The following is a 21,626-nucleotide window of genomic DNA, read 5'->3' as shown; positions in this document are numbered from 1 at the left end:
TGAGTGGATATATGAATGAGCCTGGGAACATCAGTAATAAAAAGTTGACTCTTGCTAATTTTAATTTAAGCAAGGATAAATGTAATGATAGGCTTAAGTCTAGTCTTTCTGCTGGCAACTTGCATTCAGTTAAGGGTGGTACTGCAGTGGAAGTTAAAAGAAAAAGAAAAAATAATTTATTGAGTTTTGTCTTACAAGGTGAGGATACTGATGCTTCTTTAACAAAGCAAGAGCAAGTATCTAGGATAAATGCTTTTTATAATGCTGCATTAATAAAACAAGAAGTAGAAAGCCATCATAAGCAAGAAGATGAGTATATTGAAATTGAAAAGGATACAGTAGAAGAAAATCAAAATTTTGAAGATGTTAAATGCATTGATGATAATAAGAAGAATATAAAAGAAACTAATCGTAATGATCAAAAATTTAAAAAAGCTAAACCGAATATAAATAAAAATCAATTCTCTAATACATACTCTAAACATGAAAAATTTGCTCTTGAAAAAGCCTTGGTACAAGATCAGAATGATGAATCAAGACAAGCTTTTGGCATAAGAGCTAAAAGAAATAAGCGCTCTAAACCAATAAAACGCTCAAATATATCACGTGAAATTCTTATTCCAGATGAAATTACAGTGAGAGAGCTTGCTAAACGTATGGCAGAGAGAAGTAAGGATGTATTAAATACTCTGTCTAAAATTGGTAAAACTATTAAATTAGATGATTTTTTAGATCCAGATACAGCATGTGAAATAGCAGTGAGTTTCAATCATACTTTTAAAAGGGTAGGTGGTTTTCAAGTGGAGGAAAAGATATTTCAAATTGATGAAAAGTTACCTAAATTACCACGCCCTCCTATTGTTACATTTATGGGGCATGTAGATCATGGAAAAACTTCTCTACTTGATTTATTCCGTAAATCAAATGTTGCTGAAAAAGAATCAGGGGGCATTACTCAAAAAATTGGTGCGTATCAAACAACAACTCAAGGTGGTCATAGAATAACTTTTATAGATACGCCTGGACATGAAGCATTTACTGCAATGCGTGCGTGTGGTACAAATATAACTGATATAGTAGTGCTAGTTATAGCAGCAGATGACGGAATAATGGATCAAACAATTGAAGCAATTAGTCACGCCAAAGCTGCAAATGTATCTATTATAGTGGCAGTTAATAAAATTGATAAAGTGAGCAATGTAGGAGATAGTGTCATAAAAATTGCCAATAATTTGTTACAGTACGATCTTATTTCTGAGGAATTAGGTGGCGATGTTATAATTGTACCAGTATCAGCAAAACAAAAAATAAATTTGGAAGAATTAGAAGAAACAATAATAATGATTGGAGAGTTAATCAATTTAAGAGCAGCTACTGATTGTCGTGCTTCAGGAGTAGTTATTGAATCAAAAGTTGATAAAAGTCATGGTATACTCGCAACTTTAGTAGTGCAACAGGGAACATTAAAAATAGGAGATATAATAATTATAGGGAACGGATATGGTAAGATTCGTAGTATGTTTGATCATAATGGAAGAAATGAAAAGGTAGCTCTACCTTCAACTCCAATTGAAGTTGCTGGGCTAGGTATTATACCAAATTCTGGAGATCAGTTTGTGGTTGTAGAATCTGAGAAGCAAGCACGTGAGGTTGTTGAGTATAGAAACAATTTAAGTAACGGTAAAATAAGCACTAACTTAATAGACATATTTAGCCAAGAAAACGATGTAACAAAAATACCTATTATTTTGAAATGTGATGTTACAGGATCAATTGAAGCAATACGTAATGCAATTGTAAAGTTAAGTAATGAAGAAGTTAAAGTGAATGTTTTACATAGTGGAATTGGAGTAATAACTGAGTCAGATATTCTACTTGCTGAAGCCTCACACGCTATTATCTTAGCATTCAATGTAAAAGCAGACTCAAGAACAAGAAATCTTATAAAACAAAAGCAGGTAGATATTCGTTTTTATGATATAATATATGAGTTAATTAACGATATAAAAGATTTACTAAACAGTAAGCTCAAACCTATAATACAAGAGCATCATGTTGGGCTGGCCTCTGTGAGGGAAGTATTTAATATAGATAAAACAGTAAGCATTATAGGTTGTCATGTGACAAGTGGTATAATAAAAAAGGGTACATTAGTTAGATTAAAGCGTAATGATAGATTAATATGTGAAGGTGAGGTAAAAACTTTACGTAGATTCAAAGATGATGTAAAAGAAGTTAAATCTGGCTTTGAATGTGGGATATCTTTAAGTGGTTGTACTGAGGTACAACCTAATGATATTATAGAAGCATTTGAACTAATAACAAAACAGGCAAAACTAAATTAGCAATGGAGAAGCGTGTATCAAAATTAATGATGCAGTCAATTTTGTGTAGAGCAATTGCAAAGATTTTCATGGAAGGTAAAGTATGTAGCCAGGGTGTTTCAGTTTCAAAAATTAATCTAAATAATGATCTGAAAGCAGCGGATGTATTTATAGCTTTGTCTTTTTGGAGTAAAGAAGATAAGCATTCTGTTTTAGCAGAAATAAAAAAATCATCGCATTTAATACATAAATTCTTATTAAAAAACGTCAGCTTACGTTATATACCAAAATTAAATTTTAAATTAGATGATGATCAATAGAAAGTGTACAAAAATTGATAAGAAGCAAAATGGATTTAGTGTTAGTTATAATATATAACCACCTCCTAGAACTCTTTCCCCTAAATAGGCAACACAAGCTTGTCCTGGACTAATACCAAAATAATCATCTTTTAAAATAACCTCAGTATTACCACTTTCGTTAGTAGGGTATATTCTTGCCGTACTACCACTATGTGATGATCTAAGTTTTACAATTACCTCTAACCCTTCATTTGGAATAGGGTCTTTTGCTAGCCAATTTAATTCTCTTACAGAGAGTTTATTCTTCATCAGCTTATCTGCTGATCCAACAATGACTTCTTGGTTTCTAGCATCTATTTTAACCACATAAAGTGGCTCATGTGAAGATATACCAAGCCCTCTTCTTTGTCCAACTGTAAAGTTCATTATACCATTATGATAACCTAAAACCTGACCGTTTACGTGTACAATTTTGCCTTTTACTAAAGACTTAGGTTTCAGTTTAGCAATAGTGCTGGCATATTTATCAGCAACGAAACATATATCTTGGCTATCAGGCTTTTCAGCAATTTTTAGGTTAAAATATTTTGCAAGTTCTCTAACCTCACTCTTATGAAAAGCACCAAGAGGAAAATGTAAAAATTTTAGTTGCTTAATTGTTGTTGCAAATAAAAAATAACTTTGATCTTTACTCTTATCTAAACCAGAATATAGTTGCACTTCTCCGTCTTTTTCTATCCTTCTAATATAGTGCCCTGTGACTAATGCATCAGCCTCTAAATTTTGTGCTACCTTAAGCAAATCACGAAACTTGACGGTTTGATTACATTTGACACATGGAATTGGTGTTTCTCCACGAGTATAATTTTCAATAAAATCATCTATAACTTCTTTTTGAAATATCTCTTTGTAGTTTAATACATAATGAGGAAAACCAGCAGTTTCAGCAACACACCTTGCATCATAAATATCTTGTCCAGCACAGCAAGCGCCTTTTTTAGTACTACCACCATAGAGCTCAAGAGTAACACCAATAACCTGATAGCCTAAATTATGCAGTAGTACTGCAGTTGTACTACTATCGACCCCTCCAGACATTGCCACTACAACTTTAGTTTGTTTTGGTGTTTTATTTGCCAGTAGCGGTGCTATTTCAAACTCATTTATCATCAGACTTACTGAAAGTTAACATTTTACTATACTTTAAAATAATTGAAATTAAGAATCTAATCCTAATCTTTCTTCCTAACTTTTGCAGTTTTTTATTTCTATGAACAGCATATTTTTATCTTATATAGTAAAAGCTTTATTTGCATTATTGGTGAAATTGTTCCCACCTCTTTATTTATAATGTCAAATTTTCTTCTACAAATGCGTTTTAGATAAAATTCTGCAAGGATGGGCATTAAAGCTATGCTAATAATTTCTCTTGGGATATTCCTTATTAGCATTTTAACCTTATCTATGTGATTTTGTGTTACCTCCACCATATGTTCCACTACTTCCTTAAGAGCTAAATTATTTTTGAAAGATGGTGCATTTTCTATCCCTGCACTTTTCAAAAGATCTTTAGGCAAAAGGGTTCTACCTTTGCTGTTTAAATATCTTTCATTACGCAAATTATTCATTAAATTCCAAGCAATTCCAGAGTGATAAATTATTTGGTTTAAATCATCATCACGGTCCTTAATATCTGCAGTAGCAAAAATCATCTTCATCAGATGCACTGTAGTTTTCACCGCATTATCCTCAAGTTCCTCAGTATTTAGATATTCATCTCTACAAATTGCTTCCTCATAACCATCAAGATATTGATGGAATAAGGTTTCTGGAATATTAGTAGACTTTATAACTGTTTCTAATTCCTTTGTAATTTTATCAGCATTTGTAAGTTTGTTATTGTAGATCATTTTAATCCTTTCACGCCACCATTTAATGAGTACAAGAGCAGTCATAATTTCAGTACTACTATACAATATATTGCTGATCTCTATGTTAAATGCAGACAAGACTAAAAAGTAATATCTTATATCTCCTTTAGAGAATAATGCACAAACAAAACGATCTCTATCATTTTGACGGACGTAATCAACACAATACGAGTCTATAGTACTATTGTGCATCTGGCTAGCAAAGAACTAATTAATCTTTCTGCTGAAATTCGACTGCTAGAATCAAGGTTAATAATATTATTAAGAGAATCAAAAGAACCAGCTGTAACTTTTGTTGCTGCAAGCGTTTCCTGTACTATTTTCACAATATCTAAGAAACCTATTTTTGACTCTACAAATGCACCTGTAGCAACTTCATTTGCGGCATTTAGTACTATGCTATTCGCATGCGGTGTGTTAGAACGCAATACTTCCATAGCTAATTTTAAAGCAGGAAATTGATTATAATTAGGTTTTAAAAACGTTAACTTCTGCTTAGTTAAATCCAGCTGTTTATTTATTACGCTTGATCTTCTAGGCCAAGATAGCGCATAAGATATAGGGATATCCATATCGGGACACGCAAGTACTGCTAAATTAGACCCATCTTTATAGGATACTACACCATGTACTACTGATTCTGGATGTATAACAACATCTAACTTACTTGGACCAACTGTAAATAAATTCTGAGCTTCAATTAACTCTAAAGCTTTGTTCATCATAGTTGCACTGTCAATTGAATTTTTTTTTCCCATTTTCCAAATAGGGTGACTTATTGCATCGTGTAATGTTACATTTTCCATTTGTTCAAGGGTTAAATGTAAAAATGGGCCACCAGAAGCCGTCAATATAATTTTTTCAAGATTATAACTACTATGAAAAATCTGAAAGATGGCATTATGTTCTGAGTCTATGGGAACAATTTTTACCTTATGCTCCTTTGCCTTTCTTAGCATCAACTCCCCACCACATATAATGCTTTCTTTATTTGCTAAAGCTATAATCTTTGTGTTAGATTCTATGATTTTCATTGTTGGTATAAGCCCAGCAATGCCAACTATTGCAATAACAGCCCGATCTACAGGGATAGAAGCCGCAGCAGCAAGCCCCTCATTGCCTGCCTCAACATTAATCTTTGTGTTAGATAAAGATTCCTTTAAATCTCTAAAAAATCTCTTATCAGTAATAACAACATTTTTTGCTTTTGTAAGGCGTGCCTGCCTTGCGAGTAATTCAAAATTTGAATTTGCAGTTAAAACTTCTACTTTATATTTGTTTAGCTTTTTTAGCAAAAGCTGCACGGTCTTTTGTCCAATACAACCTGTTGAACCAAAAACTGAAACTCTCTGCATTTAATTCTATAAATAATATTATTTAAACGCAAAATTCTGCAAAGTAAATTTTGTTTTTTGTAGAATAACTAATTCATTTCATAGTAAAAAAGAAAAAATTCAAAATGCTCAATTTATAAAAAGTTATTATTTATTCTGATCTTATCTTTCAATCTTTCTTTGCGACCTTTTATTGTTTTTAGTGCCAATCTGGAGAGAAAGCACATGAACAACATCAGAGAGAGGAGCGTTTTTAGCCCTTTTCACGGATTCCCACCATGAAAGGACTACCAATTGATAATTGGAAGCGCTATGGTTATATGTTTTAAGGCATATAACTATAAGGATATCAACCCTTACTCTAGGCAAAAGAGCCTAAAATAGCTAAAACTATTCAGTAGGTCGCCGAAGATCCTATTCAATATATTCAGATCTTCTTTTCCTATACATCTGCCACTTTAAAGGCCGCCTCTACAGCCTCAATCTCTCCAGATTGGCTCTCTCTTTATATCATATATGTTTTAAATCATGGAAGCAGAAAATTGCACTTTTTTGAGTTTTTTTTCAAAAATTTTAAAATCCTACCCACAGCTGATATATCATGATTTGAATCTTCATAAATTACATTGGAGTTTTGCTGAAGGATCTATTTCTTCCAATTGAGGTTGAGCTAATGGTGCATTTGGACTTTGATAAATATTTTTTAATTCATTTAAAAACACATCTGCTTTTTTGCTTAAAGCTAGTAATACGTTTTCTTTCGTATCATTATCAGAATATGAAACTATTTTTTCTGATGCAATTTTAGGTAATAGCTCATATACAGCTCTTGTCTTATTGTTTTGCAGCTTAATTATTTTTATGTCATCTTTTGACTCACTCAAGTAAGATGCCATAGTTTTTTCGTCTATGTGAGATTTTAAAAATTTCAGGGTGATATGCTTAACAAAATCACATAAATACTCAGGCACAAAAGATAATTGTTCATTAGTGCAGCGTTCTTTTATTCCTTTATATTTTGCAACCAATGCTTCTTGATTTTTTGCATTATCTATATATTGTGAAATGGCCTTTTTATCTCCACTCTTATATGCTTCTATCAGTCCACCTAAGTGAGGCATTCCTTTTATTTGCTCAAATTCTGCTAAACAGCTAGTAAGTTTAGGTTTTCTATTTATTATGCCTCGATCTCGTTCACTTATATCAGCGCCATAAAGTAGAAACAGGAAGAAGAATTCTGTATGTCTATGTTTAGTAGCAAGGTATAGAGGTGTTCCTCTATAATTACTTTCAGCATTAACATTTGCTCCACATTTAAGAAGAAGCCTCACTACTTCTATATGTCCTTCTCTAGCAGCAAAGTATAGAGATGTTCCATTACCTTGAACATTAACATCTGCTCCTTTTTGAAGAAGAAGCTGAGCTACTTCTATATTTCCTCCTTTAGCAGCCAGGTGTAGAGGTATTCTTTTACTCTTATCTTGAGCATTAACATTTGCTCCTTTTTCAAGAAGAAACCTCACTACTGCTATATTTCCTTCTTCAGCAGCAAAGTGTAGAAGTCTTGCTATATACTGACTTTGAGCATGAACATCTACTCCTTTTTCAATAAGAAGCTGAGCTACTTCTATATATCCATTTTCAGCAGCCCAGTGTAGAGGTGTGTGTCCCAGATAATTTTGAGCCTCAACATCTGCTTCATTTTTAAGAAGAAGCTGAGCCATGTCAGTATAGCCATTTTGAGCAGCCAGGTGTAGAGGTGTCCGACCATAATTATCTTGAGCATGAACATCTGCTCCTTTTTCAAGAAGAAGCTGAACTACTTCTATATGTCCATTTTCAGCAGCCCAGTGTAGAGGTGTCCAACCATAACGATTTCGGGCATTAACATTTGCTCCTTTTTCAAGAAGAAGCCTCACTATTTCTATATGTCCTCCTTTAGCAGCACAGTGTAGAGGTGTTCTTTTACTCCTATCTTGAGCATTAACATTTGCTCCATTTTCAAGAAGAAGCTCAACTATTCCTATATGTCCATTTTTAGCAGCCCAGTGTAGAGGTGTCCAATCATAACAATCTCGAGCATTAACATCTGCTCCTCCTTCCAGTAAAGATCTCACCCCTTCTACGTTTTTATCCCTAATAGCTTGGATCAATTGTTCTTCAAGTGACATATTCCCCCCTTTGAATCTTGTAAACTAAGATATTATGCTATATTAATCATTTTTTTAAAGCTTTAATTTCCATGTAAAAGAGGTATCTTCTTAAAAATTATAAGATGTATTGCAGTAAAAAAATTATAAGTGATGGTGTTTTTGATCCTTGTTCAAATAAGCTACTTAAATTTTCTACAGAAAAGGTAGTGATAGAACAAGGTATTATAAATGATATAGATAGTATTATAAAATGCTATAATAGTAGCTACTTAATTGCAGATGAAAACACAATAAGACTTTTAGACAAAAAATTAGCTACCAGCATCTCCCATCATGTTATTCCAGGTGATTCACCGCCTTCAAGTAGCCTTATTGAACTTATTATTAACAAAGCAAAAGATTTTAATACTTTAGTCGCTTTAGGCAGCGGAACTATAAATGATTTATGTAAATATGCAAGCTATATAAGTGATAAAGACTATATTCTCTTTCCAACTGCTGCCTCCATGAATGGGTATATGTCGGCAAGTGCATCAATACTTACTGGTGGCTATAAAAAGTCATTTCAGACACATCTGCCTAAAGCAATATACATTGATTTGGATGTAGTGACAAGCGCTCCACTTCGTCTTACGCGTAGTGGTTTTGCTGATTTCATCTGTCGCTCTACAGCACAAGCTGATTGGCTATTGTCACACCTTTTACTTAACACTGAGTATAATGATTTGCCTTTTTTACTCTTACGCGATATCGAGCAAGAATTACTAAAAGAGTATTCAAGGTTAATTGCAAAAGATAAAGACGTTGTGATGCTATTAATTGAGGCTTTACTGCTTTCTGGGATTGGAATGACAATCAGTGGTGGAAGCCATCCTGCGAGTCAGGGGGAGCATATGATTGCCCATGCTATGGATGCAGTTTATGGTCATAACTTATTGCCTCTACATGGTGAGAAGATAGCTATAACTACGCTTACCATGGCTAAGTTGCAAGAGGAAAAGTTACTGGCTATACCAACTATCAAACCAACAGTAGCAAATGAAAAAGAGATTAGAGAATGTTTTGGCAATGGTGAGTTTATAGAAACTTTTTATAGTAAAAAAATCAGTGAAGAAAAAGCTGAGCATTTAAACGATATAGTTCAAAAAAATTGGAGTGAATTTTCTGAGGTGGTGAAAAAAAGTCATATTCCATCTAAGGTATTGAAAAAGATATTTTGCGATTTAGGCATGGCAACTGATGCTGAAGATTTGGGCTGGAATACTAGTAAATATAAAAAAGTTGTTGATTTAGCTTTCGCTACACGTGATAGATTTACTTTTCTTGACATTAAATAATTTATCTATTTTATAGGTATTAAAAAAGATGAATGCAATACTTTTTCCACATATTGACCCAGTGATTTTTAGTATAGGTCCTGTGTCTGTTCGTTGGTACTCCATTGCATATGTATTAGGGATAATATTTGCACATTGGTATTTACATAAAGTAGATAAATGTAAGGTGTTTAGTCAAAAATTCCACGATTCTCTTCTTGCATGGTCAATTATAGGAATAGTATTTGGGGGTAGGGTAGGGTATATTCTAATTTACAATCTAAACTATTATTTAAATTCACCAATAGAAATATCTAAAATATGGCATGGAGGGATGTCCTTTCATGGAGGGCTGATTGGATGTATTATTGCAATTATAGCAGTATGTAAAAAACACAACATTTCTATGCTGCTTGTCATGGATCTACTTGCTTGTGCAGCACCCATTGGACTGTTTTTAGGGCGAATGGCGAATTTTATAAATGGGGAGCTATTTGGAAGAATCACTGATCTTCCTTGGGGTGTTATTTTTCCAGGAGATGATCTAGCTCGTCATCCAAGCCAATTATATGAAGCAGTAGGGGAGGGGCTTTTGCTTTTTATAACATTAAACTTACTACTGTTTTTTACAAATCTCAGATCATATAGGGGAACATTAACCGGTATTGGAATGATACTTTACGCCGTAATTAGGTTTTTAATTGAATTTTTTCGTGAACCTGATTTGCAAATTGGCTATCTTTTATTCAACTTAACAATGGGGCAGCTACTGTCAATACCTATGGTTATAATTGGAATGATTATTATAATAAGTGTTAAAAACCCATCTGATTTATGAATTTGGGTGAACGCGATAAAAAAATTATATGGCATCCATTCACGCAAGAAAAAACAGCAGGGTTTCCAATCGCAATTAAGAAAGGATATGGATCATATCTTTACGATGAAAATGGCAAGTCATATTTAGATCTTATTTCCAGTTGGTGGGTGAATCTACACGGTCACGCTCATTCTGAAATTGCTAAGGCTATATATGAGCAAAGTATGACTTTAGAACACGTAATTTTTGCAGGATTTACTCATAAACCTGCTGTTGAGCTTTGTGAAAAATTACATGCTTTATTACCCAAGGTTCTATCCAAATTCTTTTTTTCAGATAATGGTTCTACAGCTGTTGAGGTAGCTCTAAAAATGGTTTATCAATATTGGTATAACCAGGGTGATGTTGAAAGAACTATATTTTTAAGCTTTGAAGGGGGATATCATGGAGACACTTTTGGAGCAATGAGTGTAGGATTTGGGTCTGGTTTCCATAATGCATTTGCAAAGTTACTTTTTTTTGTGCTTAGAGTACCTTTTCCAGAAACATGGGATGGAGATGAGGAAGTAGAAAATAAAGAGAAGCATGCACTTAAAGTACTGCAAAATCATTTAAATACTAGCAGCGATAAAATTGCTGCATTGATCCTAGAACCCTTAGTACAAGGGGCAAGTGGTATGAGAATGTGCCGCCCAGAATTTATTAGCAAAGTTATTCATTTAGTACGTGAGTATAATATTTTAGTAATTTTTGATGAAGTTATGATTGGTTTTGGTCGCACTGGTAGCAATTTTGCGTTTGAGCAAACTGAAATCATACCTGATTTTCTATGCCTTTCTAAGGGACTGACTGGGGGGTTTTTGCCACTTGCTCTAACTGTTACTACTGAAGAAGTTTATGAAACATTTTTAGATAAAAATTTCACCAAAGCTTTTGCCCATGGGCATTCTTATACTGCTAATCCTTTGAGCTGTGCAGCTGCAATTGCTTCTTTAAATTTATTGATGAGATCGAGTACTGCTGAATCAATTAAAAAAATTAATAATGCACACCAAGAAGGATTAGCTTTACTTAAAACTTGCGTAAATGTTAAACACACGCGTATTATTGGTACAATAGCAGCATTTGACATTTATAATTATTCAACTGCATAAAAGTTAAAAATTGAATGTTTAGAGCAAGGGCTTTTAATCAGGCCTTTGGGAAATTCAGTTTATTTATTGCCACCATATTCAATAAGCGATTTGGAGCTTATGGAAGCTTATGGAAAGATTCAAAATATTCTAAAATCTATTACTTAAAACAAATAAAAAGTTATTAGAAATAAAGTTACATAATATATATTATGGAAAACTAAGATTTTGTATAAAATGAAAAAAAATAACTACTTAATAGATATGGATTCATTAGTAGAAAAATATCAGACAAGCAGCTCATGGAAAAAGCTTCTACTAAGCCAAATAGCATTCGAAAAATTAATGACCAAGCTCTCTAGAAAGCAAAGAACTGAAACATTGAGAGAATAAAATATTATTGTACTAAATTATGGTTGCGGGGGTAGGATTTGAACCTACGACCTTCAGGTTATGAGCCTGACGAGCTACCGGGCTGCTCTACCCCGCGTCATTAACTATTAAAATAGTATATTTACAATTTATAGTATCTTAATTTTTAGTGCAATAAAAATATTAAATTTTATAATTTAAGAAATTAACTATTTTAGCTAAATGCTAATTTTTCTAAAAAGAATATTCTTATCAGCTAATATATTAAGTAATTATGTAGCGTATAACCTAAAAAGAGAATTGCATAACTTAGTATTATGGGCTCCAGTACTACAAGGAGCTGGTATCTTAGTTTATTTTTCTCTTAGCTCTGAACCCAATCTGGTTGTTACTATATTAATTTTTCTTCTAGTGCTCTCTTTATTTGCTGTAATTGTTTTTTACTACAGAAAATATTTAATACTTATTATTATTATAGTCCTATTATTCTTAGGGTTTATTAGTGGAATAGTTAAAACGAAGTTAACTTCTACCCGTACGATTAATCAAAAAATATACGCAAAAAATATTATAGCGAGAGTTAAAGAAATAAATAAAAAAGATTCTTATGAACAGTTGCTGCTTAGTGAAGTTCAAAATATAAACGAGATAGACAATATTAAGGTTACAGTACGGACAAAAGTAGAAGAAAATGTTGATGTAGGAGATAGGGTAATGCTATCAGCCGTTCTTTTTCCTCCTAATATCGCTCCTTCAGAATATTCATACGATTTTGCCAGAATATCGTATTTTCAAAAAATTAGTGCTGTTGGTTTTGCTACAAGCACAGTTACATTATATCAAAAAGCAAATAGTAAAAAATTTCATGAATATATAGAGTCGTTTAGGCAATATATTTATAGTAACCTGCAAAGAAATATGAACAAGCTGCATGCAAACATTACTGCTGCCTTACTTATTGGTAAAAAAGACGGAATAGACAAAAATGTGATGAATGTAATTAGAAACGCAGGTATTGCTCATTTATTTGTGATATCAGGATTGCACTTAGCATTTGTTTCCAATTTATTTTTTTTTCTTTTTAGAAATGCATTTGCTTTATCTGAAACTATTACTCTGAAATATAACATAAAAAAAATTTCAGCAATAATATGCATAGTGCCCACAATCTTTTATCTGCTAATTACTGGCATGCAGATTTCTGCTCAACGTGCATTTATTATGGTAACTTTAGTAGTTACTGCCATTCTTTTAGAAAGAAAGTATAATAGTCTTACTTCAATAGCGTTTGCTGCGTTTGGAATTCTACTATTTCAACCAGAATCAGTTTTAAAACCAAGTTTTCAAATGTCATTTTCTGCTGTACTTGCACTTATTGCAAGCTATCAAATTAGTATAGAAAAACTCCCAACTAATAAAACAATTAAGTATTTTATTTCAATTCTCTTAAGCTCAACTGTGGCAAGTTTAGCTACTATGACATATACAATATACAATTTTAATTACGTCTCAATTGGTGGTGTTGTTACTAATTTAGTTGCCATACCAATTATTACATTACTTACAATCCCGATGGGAATAATCTACGTAATACTGATTCCATTTAAGTTTGAATGGCTTATTTCAGGGGCCATTGAATATTCAATAGATGTGGTTTTGAAACTTTCAGAAAAAGTTGCAAATGTTAAATACTCAACCATATATGTGCATAGTATTTATCCGGAAGCAGTGATAATCATAACCATTGGACTATTATGGTTATGCTTATGTCAGAGAAACTGGCGTTTTTGGGGATTAATTATTATAGTCATAGGGATATTTACTGACGTATTTTATCAAACTCCAGATATTTTAGCAGTAAGTAGCAATGCTGCTATTCAAGAAAACGATAGTTTACTATATTCATTAACTAAGAAAAATAGAAATTTTATCAGTGTGACCTGGGCAAAGCAAAATGGCCAACTGAAGGCTTTACATTATAAAAATTATAATGGGGAAAATAAAAGGTTATCATGTGATGACTTTGGCTGCATATATCAAAATGCGAATAAATCAGTGCTTATTGCCTACAAACAAGAATTAATTGTACAAAACTGCGATAAAGTTGACTTAATACTACAGCTGAACAAATTTGTTTATCCTGTTTGTAATACCGCAGTTATAAGATATGACGATCTTGAAATTTATGGTACGCATTCAATCTGGCTATCTAGCAAAAAGATCAAAATAAAAAGGATACGTAGCGGTAGGCCATGGCATTTATTTGGCTTAAATGCATTTATATAGCACAAAAAAGCAGAGTTAGCATAAAATTAAATACCTCATGTTATAATTAGAATATATTTATTAAATGGAGTCTTATATGTCAAACGTAGAACGTATAGTACAATCTACAGATGCTGATGACTGCACTCATAACATAATCAAAGCCAATATGAAAGGCATTAGAGTTAAGGTAAATAAATTAGACCTTGATGATAATGATATTAATAACATTGCTAACCAAATAACAGGTACGATCAAATGGACTGGAAATTTTGAATGTGGAAAATTATATACTAATATTCCAGAAGAAGCACGGTTGTGCAATATAATTGCCGATACAATCGATAACCCAAGTTTTTGTAATAGTAATGATTTGATATAATTAATCTAAGTAACCTTAAGTTTTTTTTAAAACTTAAGGTTATATATTTAAGATATGGAGTGTTCAACAAACTGAATTAAAGCAAATTAACTGAATTTTCAATCTGTTAGAAAAGAAGATATCAAATTGGACTTTTCCCAGCTTCTTCCCAGAAAATTGAGCTGCGCTAAAAATTCAGTTGACGTAGCTTGTTGCCAAGCTTTACATAAAATTTTGGCTTTATTGTATCTCTACTGTGATTTTATTTTATATCATCCCTTCCCCCATATTATTTTAACTTAATTTTTTGTCAACCGCAAGAAAATATGACCTATTATCAGATATTGCTCTAAAAAATCAGTTTTCATCCTGCTCACCTTTTTGATGCTTTTTTATTTGTTCTATTTTTTCTTGTAATGCTTTAATCTCTTTTCTTTTTTCTTGATCTTTCTTTAACTCATCAAGTGTAGTAGTACTTTTCTTTTGTTCACTGCTACTTTTTTCATTTGTCGCCACTTGGTTATTTGATTGCTCTTGTAATAGCTTTTGAATTCCTTCTTCATTATTTTCTAATTTATCATCTGTGTTTTGCTGCTGAAAACCATACCAATTGTCTGTAGGTAAACTTTGTTGTGGATGATCATCTACTTGTGACGTATCTTCTGAAGTTTTTAAATTTTGTGGATCACTATCATCCTTAATGTTAGATTCAATTTTTTTATGTGAATCAACTTCTTGCAAACTTTCATCTTCATGTTGATAATATTTTGGCTTTTCTGTTTCTTCTTGAGATGATAAATCCACATCACTATTTTCTTTCTGTAGAGTTTCATGATCTTGAGTGACAGATTGAACCCCATCCTTATCCGAATAGCTTTCCTCTAATTCTTCTAAATTTTCCCCATAAGCACTGGTTTTAAATTGGCTATCATCTCTTGGCACTTCTGTTTCTTCTTGAGGTGATAGATTCTCATTATCTCGCTCAGTTTCTAATCTTTCCTGATAATCTCCATTCACAAGTGTACTTTTGTCGGTAGTTATATCACCACTACTTATTTCTTCTGAGTCAGGATAACTACTACTTTCTCTATCTTCTGTATGCGGCTTCAATTTTAAATCGCTAATGCCTTCGCTGTGTTGATCCATTTTTTCGTGTAGTAACTGAGTGTATATCTCCTTATTAGATTCATTACTTATATCTTTCTCCAACTCTAAATTTTTATCTTCATCTAAACATATTTGAGATTGATCAAAGTCTTGAGGTTGTCTTACATCACGATCAATGTCCTGATCACTTGTAATTGGACGCTCAACATCGTTATCAATATCCCTATCAACATTTTCATCATCAAGATCTGAGATATTAGCAAGCCTATTCCTTGGAAAAGGCGACTCCTCATCTTTTGGATCCTTTGGTGGTAAATAAGGGGATAATTTATCTTTTTCAGGACCAAGTATTTCTTCATGAAGCTTTTTCATAAAATGGTTATGCTGTAATTTTACATCTTTCCATAGCTCGGTTTCCTTTTCACCAGATATTCTATCTACAGCATACTTGCCAAGATGTTTAAGAGCCTCAAATCCAGAATAACTTAGATGTGAACCAACTACAGCTCGATAGTAAGTAAGCTTTTTAAGCTGCTTATCAAATTTTCTCTGAAATTTAAACTCAGCAGAATTAGGCATAGTTATTGCATCTGTTACCTCAGATGTAAATTTTACTGCTGTACCCAAAATTGGTGTTCTTTTGACTGTGTTTGCAACCGCATCACTAGCTCTATCAAGACCACTACCAATTGCGTCTGATATGCCATACCTAACACCGTAGATGAATTTCTTAATTTCATCAATAGTACTGCCACTACCATCTGGTCTTAAGAATCCAAAAAAACCATCCCATACCCTAGAAAGCATTGTTGACATAGGAGAACCGCCACCAAGTGATGAACCTACATTGGTTACAAATGAACGCATTAAATATATTAAAAACGCTAATAGAAGCAATATAAGCAACTCTTCCCATATTATTAAATAACCCTTTCTTATTTTTTTAATTATTGAGTAATCATATTGCTTCTCTAATTCTTCTTTAGGAGTAGGGTCAGTCTTATCTGAACCAATGAGTAATATTAACGCGTTTTTAACATCATTTTGAAGTTGTCCGTAATTGTCTGGAATATTATTATTTTGTGAATCTTCAATCTGAGAAAATTGTAAACTGTTACCTAAACCAAGTCTTTTGATTTCATTTTTTATGTCCTCAACAAGTCTTGCTATTGCATCACCACTTACTGTAGGCAGTGCCATAAGTGAATTTAGTAGATTTACAAGTTCAGTGAATCTTGAGTTTTCTTTTACTGAAATACCGTCTGGGTTTTTATTACCAGTTGTATCTGGATCGAAATAAGGATAATCTATGTAACGAAAATCCTTTTCTGTATATTCAGGTGGCACAAGAATTACTGATCCACCGCCAGTAAATGTAAACCTAGATATACGATCTTCTCCATAGTCTGACTTATTCAAACTGTCATGAGCATTCCACTCCTTAAAAACGTTGATTATCTTTGGTACATACTTTTGCCCTGGAGTCCAGTCATAAAAACTTTTCTCAAGAATACGAGGTATTAGTTTTACTTCCATCCACTTATTATAGCAGACAGTAAACCCAAGCAATCTATAGTAGGTGTTCATTATAAGAGAGCCGAATAATGAAAGCAAAGTAAAGATCATTATCGATTGTAAAGAAAAGCTTATACATTGCGTTAGCCAACCATCAAATAATGGTTTTAATTTTGAAAATAAAATACCAACGAAAAATATTGGCATCAGTGCTATGAGCAGTGATATTCCAATCAATCCTGCAAGGTATATAGCGAACGCATATATACATAAAAAAACATATATTAGAACGATAACTATAATAAAAAGAACACCAAATATCCCAAGAAATTCACTAACAATAAGTGCTCTCATCTTGATATTCCACACTATAGGAGAAAATATCTTATCTCGTATCATGTAATCTAAAAAAGCAAACGGTGCATCTTGATTATAATTACGCATTCCAGAGTGACCATTTATCATGCCAATTATTGCATCAGTGCCATTGATAAATAGCGACAGCAAGTTATCATAAAAAAATTGCCAACTATTAGGTGAGATCAACATTAAAATTAGTGATATTTTAAGAGTTCTGGTTAAGAAATCAGGCATTGATTGCTGTATCATGCCCAAAATATAAAGTAGTGCTGAAATCATCAAAAATAAGACCAAAAGTGAGTGCACAAGACCTTTATACGAGTCGTTCTCTACTATACGTTTAAATATTGCTTCACCACCTTGAGTGATTAAAATTTCTTTAACTTTTTTACGAATAGTTTCAAATATCATTAACCCACGTTCCTGTCTTACTCCACTTATAAATTCAAAAGCATACCCTCCAGCATTGTCCCAATAGTAGCGATCTAATATTTTAATATATACTTTCCATCCAGGTTCCAATTTTACTTCTTGACATGAAGCATCTTTAATAGGGTGTTCAATAGAAGAAAAAGCACCTGATCCACCTTCATCAGCTGATTTATATCCTAAGTGTACCACTGGAGACTTAGGAAAACGCATGGTATCTACATCCTTATTTGGACCTGGGTCATCATCACGTTTTAATAATAAATACGCACCATAACCATTTCTGAACCAACATGGTACACCATAAGCACCTTTTTTAACATCATCTTTAAGACCTTCATCGATATATTGGCATTTGTTGCCAGGACATCCAGGTATAATTGAATCTTTTATGGAATAAGGTCCACAAATTCTATCTAAAGGAATGATAGATTGATTTATCTGTGTAACTTCATGTTTTTTCTCTTCATCTTCATTTTTTACATACTCAATTTTACCATGTTCAATACCTAAAAATTCTATTCCTTCAACAGGAGAATGCTTTTTGTTTGATTTCGCCCAGGAAGTCCACATACCATTAGTTCTGACCTTTATAGGCTCACCATTGGTGATGAGTCCTGTATCAATCCATCTAACAACTTGATTAGGAGAAAACTCTGCAGTATTTCCCCCATCTTTAGCTTCAAATGCTTTGCTACCTTTAGGATAATAAGCAGATGCAGTTACTGCTTCAAGGCCAAAATTATCAGCGGAAATGCATCTTGGAAAAGGTGAAATTGGCTCACAACCAACTTCTAACAACAAAACTAAAATAAGCAATACTCTTAATAAGAAAAAGGAGTGACTATTATTCATAAACTTTACTGTGCAGCTTAAGCATTCTTTCATTTTGTTACTCATCAGATTCTTGATTACTTGATACTTCATCTGACTCATAATTATTTTGAGTACTTGAGCCCTCTGATGAAGGCTCTCTGTTGATTACGTTATTAGTTTGACCTCTTGTTGTGTTAACTTCTGTTCTGTGATTCTCAGATCTAGGATTTTCTGTTGGCTCAGAACTTTCATTGAAGTTTTCACCCTGATACCTTGGGCTTACATTAGTATTAGAGCCTTTAAATCTAGCTGATCCTTCACTGATAATAGGTCGATTTCTTACTGAATTTATAATTTGCCTAGTATCTCTATCTAAACCGACCAAAGAAAGTAATGCCTGCGATGCATTGTCTACAGCAGCACCCCTATGGCCTATCATGTTTGATAAAGTACCAGAGATCGATAATGCAATCGATTCAGCCACTCTTGCAAAACCCCTCATTGCATTTGCTATAATTAGATATAGCAAAACAGCTGTAATAGAAAATGGTAACCCAAAAAAATCTAAGTTATTACCTTTTTCATTTTCCCTAATTCTTTCTGTGAAACTTAGATCATTAGAAAAACCACCAGGAAGTAATACTTCAAATAAACAAATGCTTCCCTCTTCATCAAAAACTTTAAATTCTCCAATACACTTAGGACAGGCAGTAAAGTTAGTGACTGTATATAAAATTGATAGCAATGCTTGATTTAAAAACGCTAAAGCTGCAAATAAGATTATTGGTTGTATTGAGAAATTCAGTAGTAGCTTAATCCATCCATCAAATAGTTGCCTAGTCCTTTGAAAGAGAATGAAAGTGAAAAACACTGGGGATAATGATAACAAAAAAGACGTGGATATTATCATCATGAAATACATAAGCATTGCTTCTAAAATGCATGCAAAAAAACTAAAACTACCCCACATAATCATAAGGAATACAAGCCATCCAATAGGGCCTGCGAAGAATAATGATAAAAATCTAAGCCAAGTATCACCTGCAAGAAGTACCCCTACAGTTGGATCTAAAAATCTAAAAGAATTATCTGCTTCAAGGTAACCAGAAAAAGCAGTTATTAACTGATCTACTCCTTGTGTAAATAGAGCAAAAAAATGAGTACTAAAAAACTCCCAGCTATTTGAGCTAAAAATCATAATTATAAAAGCTATTTTTAGTATTCGTATAGATAAGTCAGATTTGCTTAGCTGAATTAAACCAAGAACATAACCGATAGCAGAGAATGCAATATATAATACAAATAAAGCCCTCACTCCATTCCAAAAGGGTTTTGATTTAGAGTAGTTATTGTATATTTGTCTGATTGCACCACCTTGAGATGAATTGATTGCACTACTTATATCTCTATTACCAGTTGATGCAGATGCACCATATAATACATTTAATATTGCATCTCTAATACTAATAAAAAAATTGGAAAAAATAGGATTCCACTTAGTACGAAAAATATTAATAGTATACTTATTTGCGCTTATAAATTCTTGACTCACATCTATAAATTGCTCGTCTTGCACACCTCTTGTATCAATTCCAAAATATATCTTGCCTGCTTTAGGATTATTATCTTTATTAATTTCGTGGACTCCACTGCAATTTTTATTATCACTTTTGCATATAGGAAAAGTACCATCCTCTCCAGGAAGCATAGTAGGATGGGTATTGCCTATATACATATATAATTTTTTACCGTCAGCAAGTGGACATGTTCTTTGTACTTTTACGTAGTATCCACCAATGTTGTTGCCGTATTCATTTTCACCTGTATCTGCTATTCCCAGCATTAGAGCGCTATTTTGATCCACATTACCTACAACATAATTATGATTAAGTTGCAAGGATAATTTTCTAAAATCATTTAAGCCGCGGTTATAATTTATACATTTCTCATTGCCTTCAGGAAGGCACTGCTTAGCACTAATACCCCACGCTTCACTCTTTGACCGATCAATTCTTGCAATCAAAAGCTCAGCCCAACTAGTAGTAAAGTGAAATTCATTTAAATCAAGGTTTTCTGTGTTAAGACTACATGTACCATTACCTTTAAACTTGTACCTTACAGAAGAAATACAATTTTTATCGTTACTTATACCGCTATTGCTTGCCCACGGGCCTTGATTATAACATATGTTACCGCAGAAGCAGTTTAGATCATACGCAGAGAATTTTTCTGCTACTGAATCAAGCTTTTGAATTCTGCCATATTTTTTACATATATTATTATTTAAATCTGGTTTTATATTCCGTAAATCTAATAGTGCTCCTTTTTTCCAGAAATCATGACCGAAAGAGTCTATAGCATTAGTACTAAGGTGCACTTTATTATCATACGGGGTAAAACCATTGCCAACTAAAACATCAAACTCTCTGCCTTGCAATGACTCAAATTTCATAGGCCCTATACTATTACCTTTTTCGTCACGAGCTTCATAAATGCTGCCGTCATCCCCTTTCATATAGTAACTTCCACCTGATCTACAAACATCAATGGAACTTACAGATTCTTTACCCTCCTTGTCTCTGTAATAAACATTTGGTCCATCAATAATAACTCCTGGAGGTGGATTTTTACAATCGTTGATAGTGATCTTTCTTGGTATTAAGCTAAATTTTAATATATCATCTGGATTAACACTTACGCCAGTGTCAACGTAGCGACCTCTATTACTGAATTCTTCGCCATGACCTTTGCATATTTTGTCTGGATCAGTTACATCATTATTGTCACTATATTTTGGTATTGCTCCATCACTACAAAAAACTGCAGGTACAATTACATTTTTGGGATTACTAAAATCTTTAGGACACAAATTAATCGCACCACTTACGGTCATCTTTAGAGTTTGATCTACTGATATACTTTCGCCAGAATTAATCCAATAATAGCTAGCAGATGAACCCTTTTTCACTTTTGGAGGCACTTCAATTTTAATACTACTGCTACTTACTCCAGATCCAGGTTCTATGCAGTTAATACCACAGCCAGTCATAATACAGCAGAATAATAATAGTAATCTTTTTATCATACA

13 protein-coding genes and 1 tRNA gene are annotated in these 21,626 nt (G+C 33.0%); 7 read left to right on the top strand and 7 right to left on the bottom strand.

Annotated elements, in window-relative coordinates; translation table 11 throughout:
- Positions 1–11: 11 nt before the first annotated feature.
- Both infB and AACL19_RS02855 read left to right on the top strand, forming a co-directional pair.
- Complete coding sequence (infB, locus tag AACL19_RS02860) at positions 12–2,345, top strand: translation initiation factor IF-2 (RefSeq protein ID WP_339046488.1); 2,334 nt, start codon at positions 12–14, stop codon at positions 2,343–2,345.
- 2 nt (positions 2,346–2,347) lie between these two features.
- The gene (locus AACL19_RS02855; protein WP_339046486.1) at positions 2,348–2,644 is read left to right on the top strand and encodes a ribosome-binding factor A; all 297 of its coding nucleotides are present in this window, start codon (positions 2,348–2,350) and stop codon (positions 2,642–2,644) included.
- A gap of 45 nt (positions 2,645–2,689) precedes the next feature.
- On the opposite strand, the gene mnmA is transcribed toward AACL19_RS02855, so the two are convergent.
- From mnmA to AACL19_RS02835, 4 genes are all read right to left on the bottom strand, one after another.
- On the bottom strand, positions 2,690–3,796 hold the full coding sequence (gene mnmA, locus AACL19_RS02850) for a tRNA 2-thiouridine(34) synthase MnmA (RefSeq protein ID WP_339046484.1): 1,107 nt from the start codon (positions 3,794–3,796) through the stop codon (positions 2,690–2,692).
- Positions 3,797–3,894: 98 nt separating this feature from the next.
- Positions 3,895–4,749: a squalene/phytoene synthase family protein gene (locus tag AACL19_RS02845; protein WP_339046482.1), complete on the bottom strand. Its 855-nt coding sequence runs from the start codon at positions 4,747–4,749 to the stop codon at positions 3,895–3,897.
- Positions 4,731–5,912 (bottom strand): 1-deoxy-D-xylulose-5-phosphate reductoisomerase, encoded by a 1,182-nt coding sequence (dxr, locus tag AACL19_RS02840; RefSeq protein ID WP_339046480.1) that lies wholly within the window; start codon positions 5,910–5,912, stop codon positions 4,731–4,733. The genes AACL19_RS02845 and dxr overlap by 19 nt, the downstream gene beginning before the upstream one ends.
- Before the next feature lie 593 nt (positions 5,913–6,505).
- Complete coding sequence (locus tag AACL19_RS02835; protein ID WP_339046478.1) at positions 6,506–8,062, bottom strand: ankyrin repeat domain-containing protein; 1,557 nt, start codon at positions 8,060–8,062, stop codon at positions 6,506–6,508.
- A 104-nt stretch (positions 8,063–8,166) separates the two neighbouring features.
- Between AACL19_RS02835 and AACL19_RS02830 the strand changes: the two genes are divergently transcribed.
- The 3 genes from AACL19_RS02830 to bioA are packed head-to-tail and all read left to right on the top strand — an operon-like array spanning position 8,167 to position 11,334.
- Positions 8,167–9,381 (top strand): iron-containing alcohol dehydrogenase, encoded by a 1,215-nt coding sequence (locus tag AACL19_RS02830; RefSeq protein WP_339046476.1) that lies wholly within the window; start codon positions 8,167–8,169, stop codon positions 9,379–9,381.
- A gap of 28 nt (positions 9,382–9,409) precedes the next feature.
- Positions 9,410–10,198 carry a prolipoprotein diacylglyceryl transferase gene (gene lgt / locus AACL19_RS02825; protein WP_339046474.1) on the top strand — a complete coding sequence of 263 codons (789 nt, stop codon included), beginning with the start codon at positions 9,410–9,412 and terminating at the stop codon, positions 10,196–10,198.
- The gene (gene bioA / locus AACL19_RS02820; RefSeq protein WP_339046472.1) at positions 10,195–11,334 is read left to right on the top strand and encodes an adenosylmethionine--8-amino-7-oxononanoate transaminase; all 1,140 of its coding nucleotides are present in this window, start codon (positions 10,195–10,197) and stop codon (positions 11,332–11,334) included. The genes lgt and bioA overlap by 4 nt, the downstream gene beginning before the upstream one ends.
- Before the next feature lie 392 nt (positions 11,335–11,726).
- Here the strand turns inward: bioA and AACL19_RS02815 are convergent.
- A tRNA-Met gene (locus AACL19_RS02815) sits at positions 11,727–11,803 on the bottom strand.
- 104 nt (positions 11,804–11,907) lie between these two features.
- On the opposite strand from AACL19_RS02815, the gene AACL19_RS02810 reads away from it, so the two are divergent.
- Positions 11,908–13,971 (top strand): ComEC/Rec2 family competence protein, encoded by a 2,064-nt coding sequence (locus AACL19_RS02810; protein WP_339046470.1) that lies wholly within the window; start codon positions 11,908–11,910, stop codon positions 13,969–13,971.
- 76 nt (positions 13,972–14,047) lie between these two features.
- On the top strand, positions 14,048–14,332 hold the full coding sequence (locus tag AACL19_RS02805) for a hypothetical protein (protein ID WP_339046468.1): 285 nt from the start codon (positions 14,048–14,050) through the stop codon (positions 14,330–14,332).
- Positions 14,333–14,668: 336 nt separating this feature from the next.
- Here the strand turns inward: AACL19_RS02805 and AACL19_RS02800 are convergent, their stop codons facing one another.
- Positions 14,669–18,622: a type IV secretion system protein gene (locus AACL19_RS02800; protein ID WP_339046466.1), complete on the bottom strand. Its 3,954-nt coding sequence runs from the start codon at positions 18,620–18,622 to the stop codon at positions 14,669–14,671.
- Positions 18,615–21,623 carry a type IV secretion system protein gene (locus AACL19_RS02795; RefSeq protein ID WP_339046464.1) on the bottom strand — a complete coding sequence of 1,003 codons (3,009 nt, stop codon included), beginning with the start codon at positions 21,621–21,623 and terminating at the stop codon, positions 18,615–18,617. Before AACL19_RS02795 ends, AACL19_RS02800 begins: the two co-directional genes overlap by 8 nt.
- Positions 21,624–21,626: the final 3 nt, after the last annotated feature.

The organism is Candidatus Mesenet endosymbiont of Agriotes lineatus, assembly GCF_964019585.1.
Classification (GTDB): Bacteria; Pseudomonadota; Alphaproteobacteria; order Rickettsiales; family Anaplasmataceae; genus Mesenet.
Note: the sequence above shows the minus strand (reverse complement) of the source record. Positions and strands in the feature narration are given on the sequence as shown.

Excerpts from the sequence above, each read along its gene's own strand:
- infB (WP_339046488.1), top strand. The coding sequence starts at position 12 with ATGAATGAGCCTGGGAACATCAGTAATAAAAAGTTGACTCTTGCTAAT.
- AACL19_RS02855 (WP_339046486.1), top strand. The coding sequence starts at position 2,348 with ATGGAGAAGCGTGTATCAAAATTAATGATGCAGTCAATTTTGTGTAGA.
- mnmA (WP_339046484.1), bottom strand. The coding sequence starts at position 3,796 with ATGATAAATGAGTTTGAAATAGCACCGCTACTGGCAAATAAAACACCA.
- AACL19_RS02845 (WP_339046482.1), bottom strand. The coding sequence starts at position 4,749 with ATGCACAATAGTACTATAGACTCGTATTGTGTTGATTACGTCCGTCAA.
- dxr (WP_339046480.1), bottom strand. The coding sequence starts at position 5,912 with ATGCAGAGAGTTTCAGTTTTTGGTTCAACAGGTTGTATTGGACAAAAG.
- AACL19_RS02835 (WP_339046478.1), bottom strand. The coding sequence starts at position 8,062 with ATGTCACTTGAAGAACAATTGATCCAAGCTATTAGGGATAAAAACGTA.
- AACL19_RS02830 (WP_339046476.1), top strand. The coding sequence starts at position 8,167 with ATGTATTGCAGTAAAAAAATTATAAGTGATGGTGTTTTTGATCCTTGT.
- lgt (WP_339046474.1), top strand. The coding sequence starts at position 9,410 with ATGAATGCAATACTTTTTCCACATATTGACCCAGTGATTTTTAGTATA.
- bioA (WP_339046472.1), top strand. The coding sequence starts at position 10,195 with ATGAATTTGGGTGAACGCGATAAAAAAATTATATGGCATCCATTCACG.
- AACL19_RS02810 (WP_339046470.1), top strand. The coding sequence starts at position 11,908 with ATGCTAATTTTTCTAAAAAGAATATTCTTATCAGCTAATATATTAAGT.
- AACL19_RS02805 (WP_339046468.1), top strand. The coding sequence starts at position 14,048 with ATGTCAAACGTAGAACGTATAGTACAATCTACAGATGCTGATGACTGC.
- AACL19_RS02800 (WP_339046466.1), bottom strand. The coding sequence starts at position 18,622 with ATGAGTAACAAAATGAAAGAATGCTTAAGCTGCACAGTAAAGTTTATG.
- AACL19_RS02795 (WP_339046464.1), bottom strand. The coding sequence starts at position 21,623 with ATGATAAAAAGATTACTATTATTATTCTGCTGTATTATGACTGGCTGT.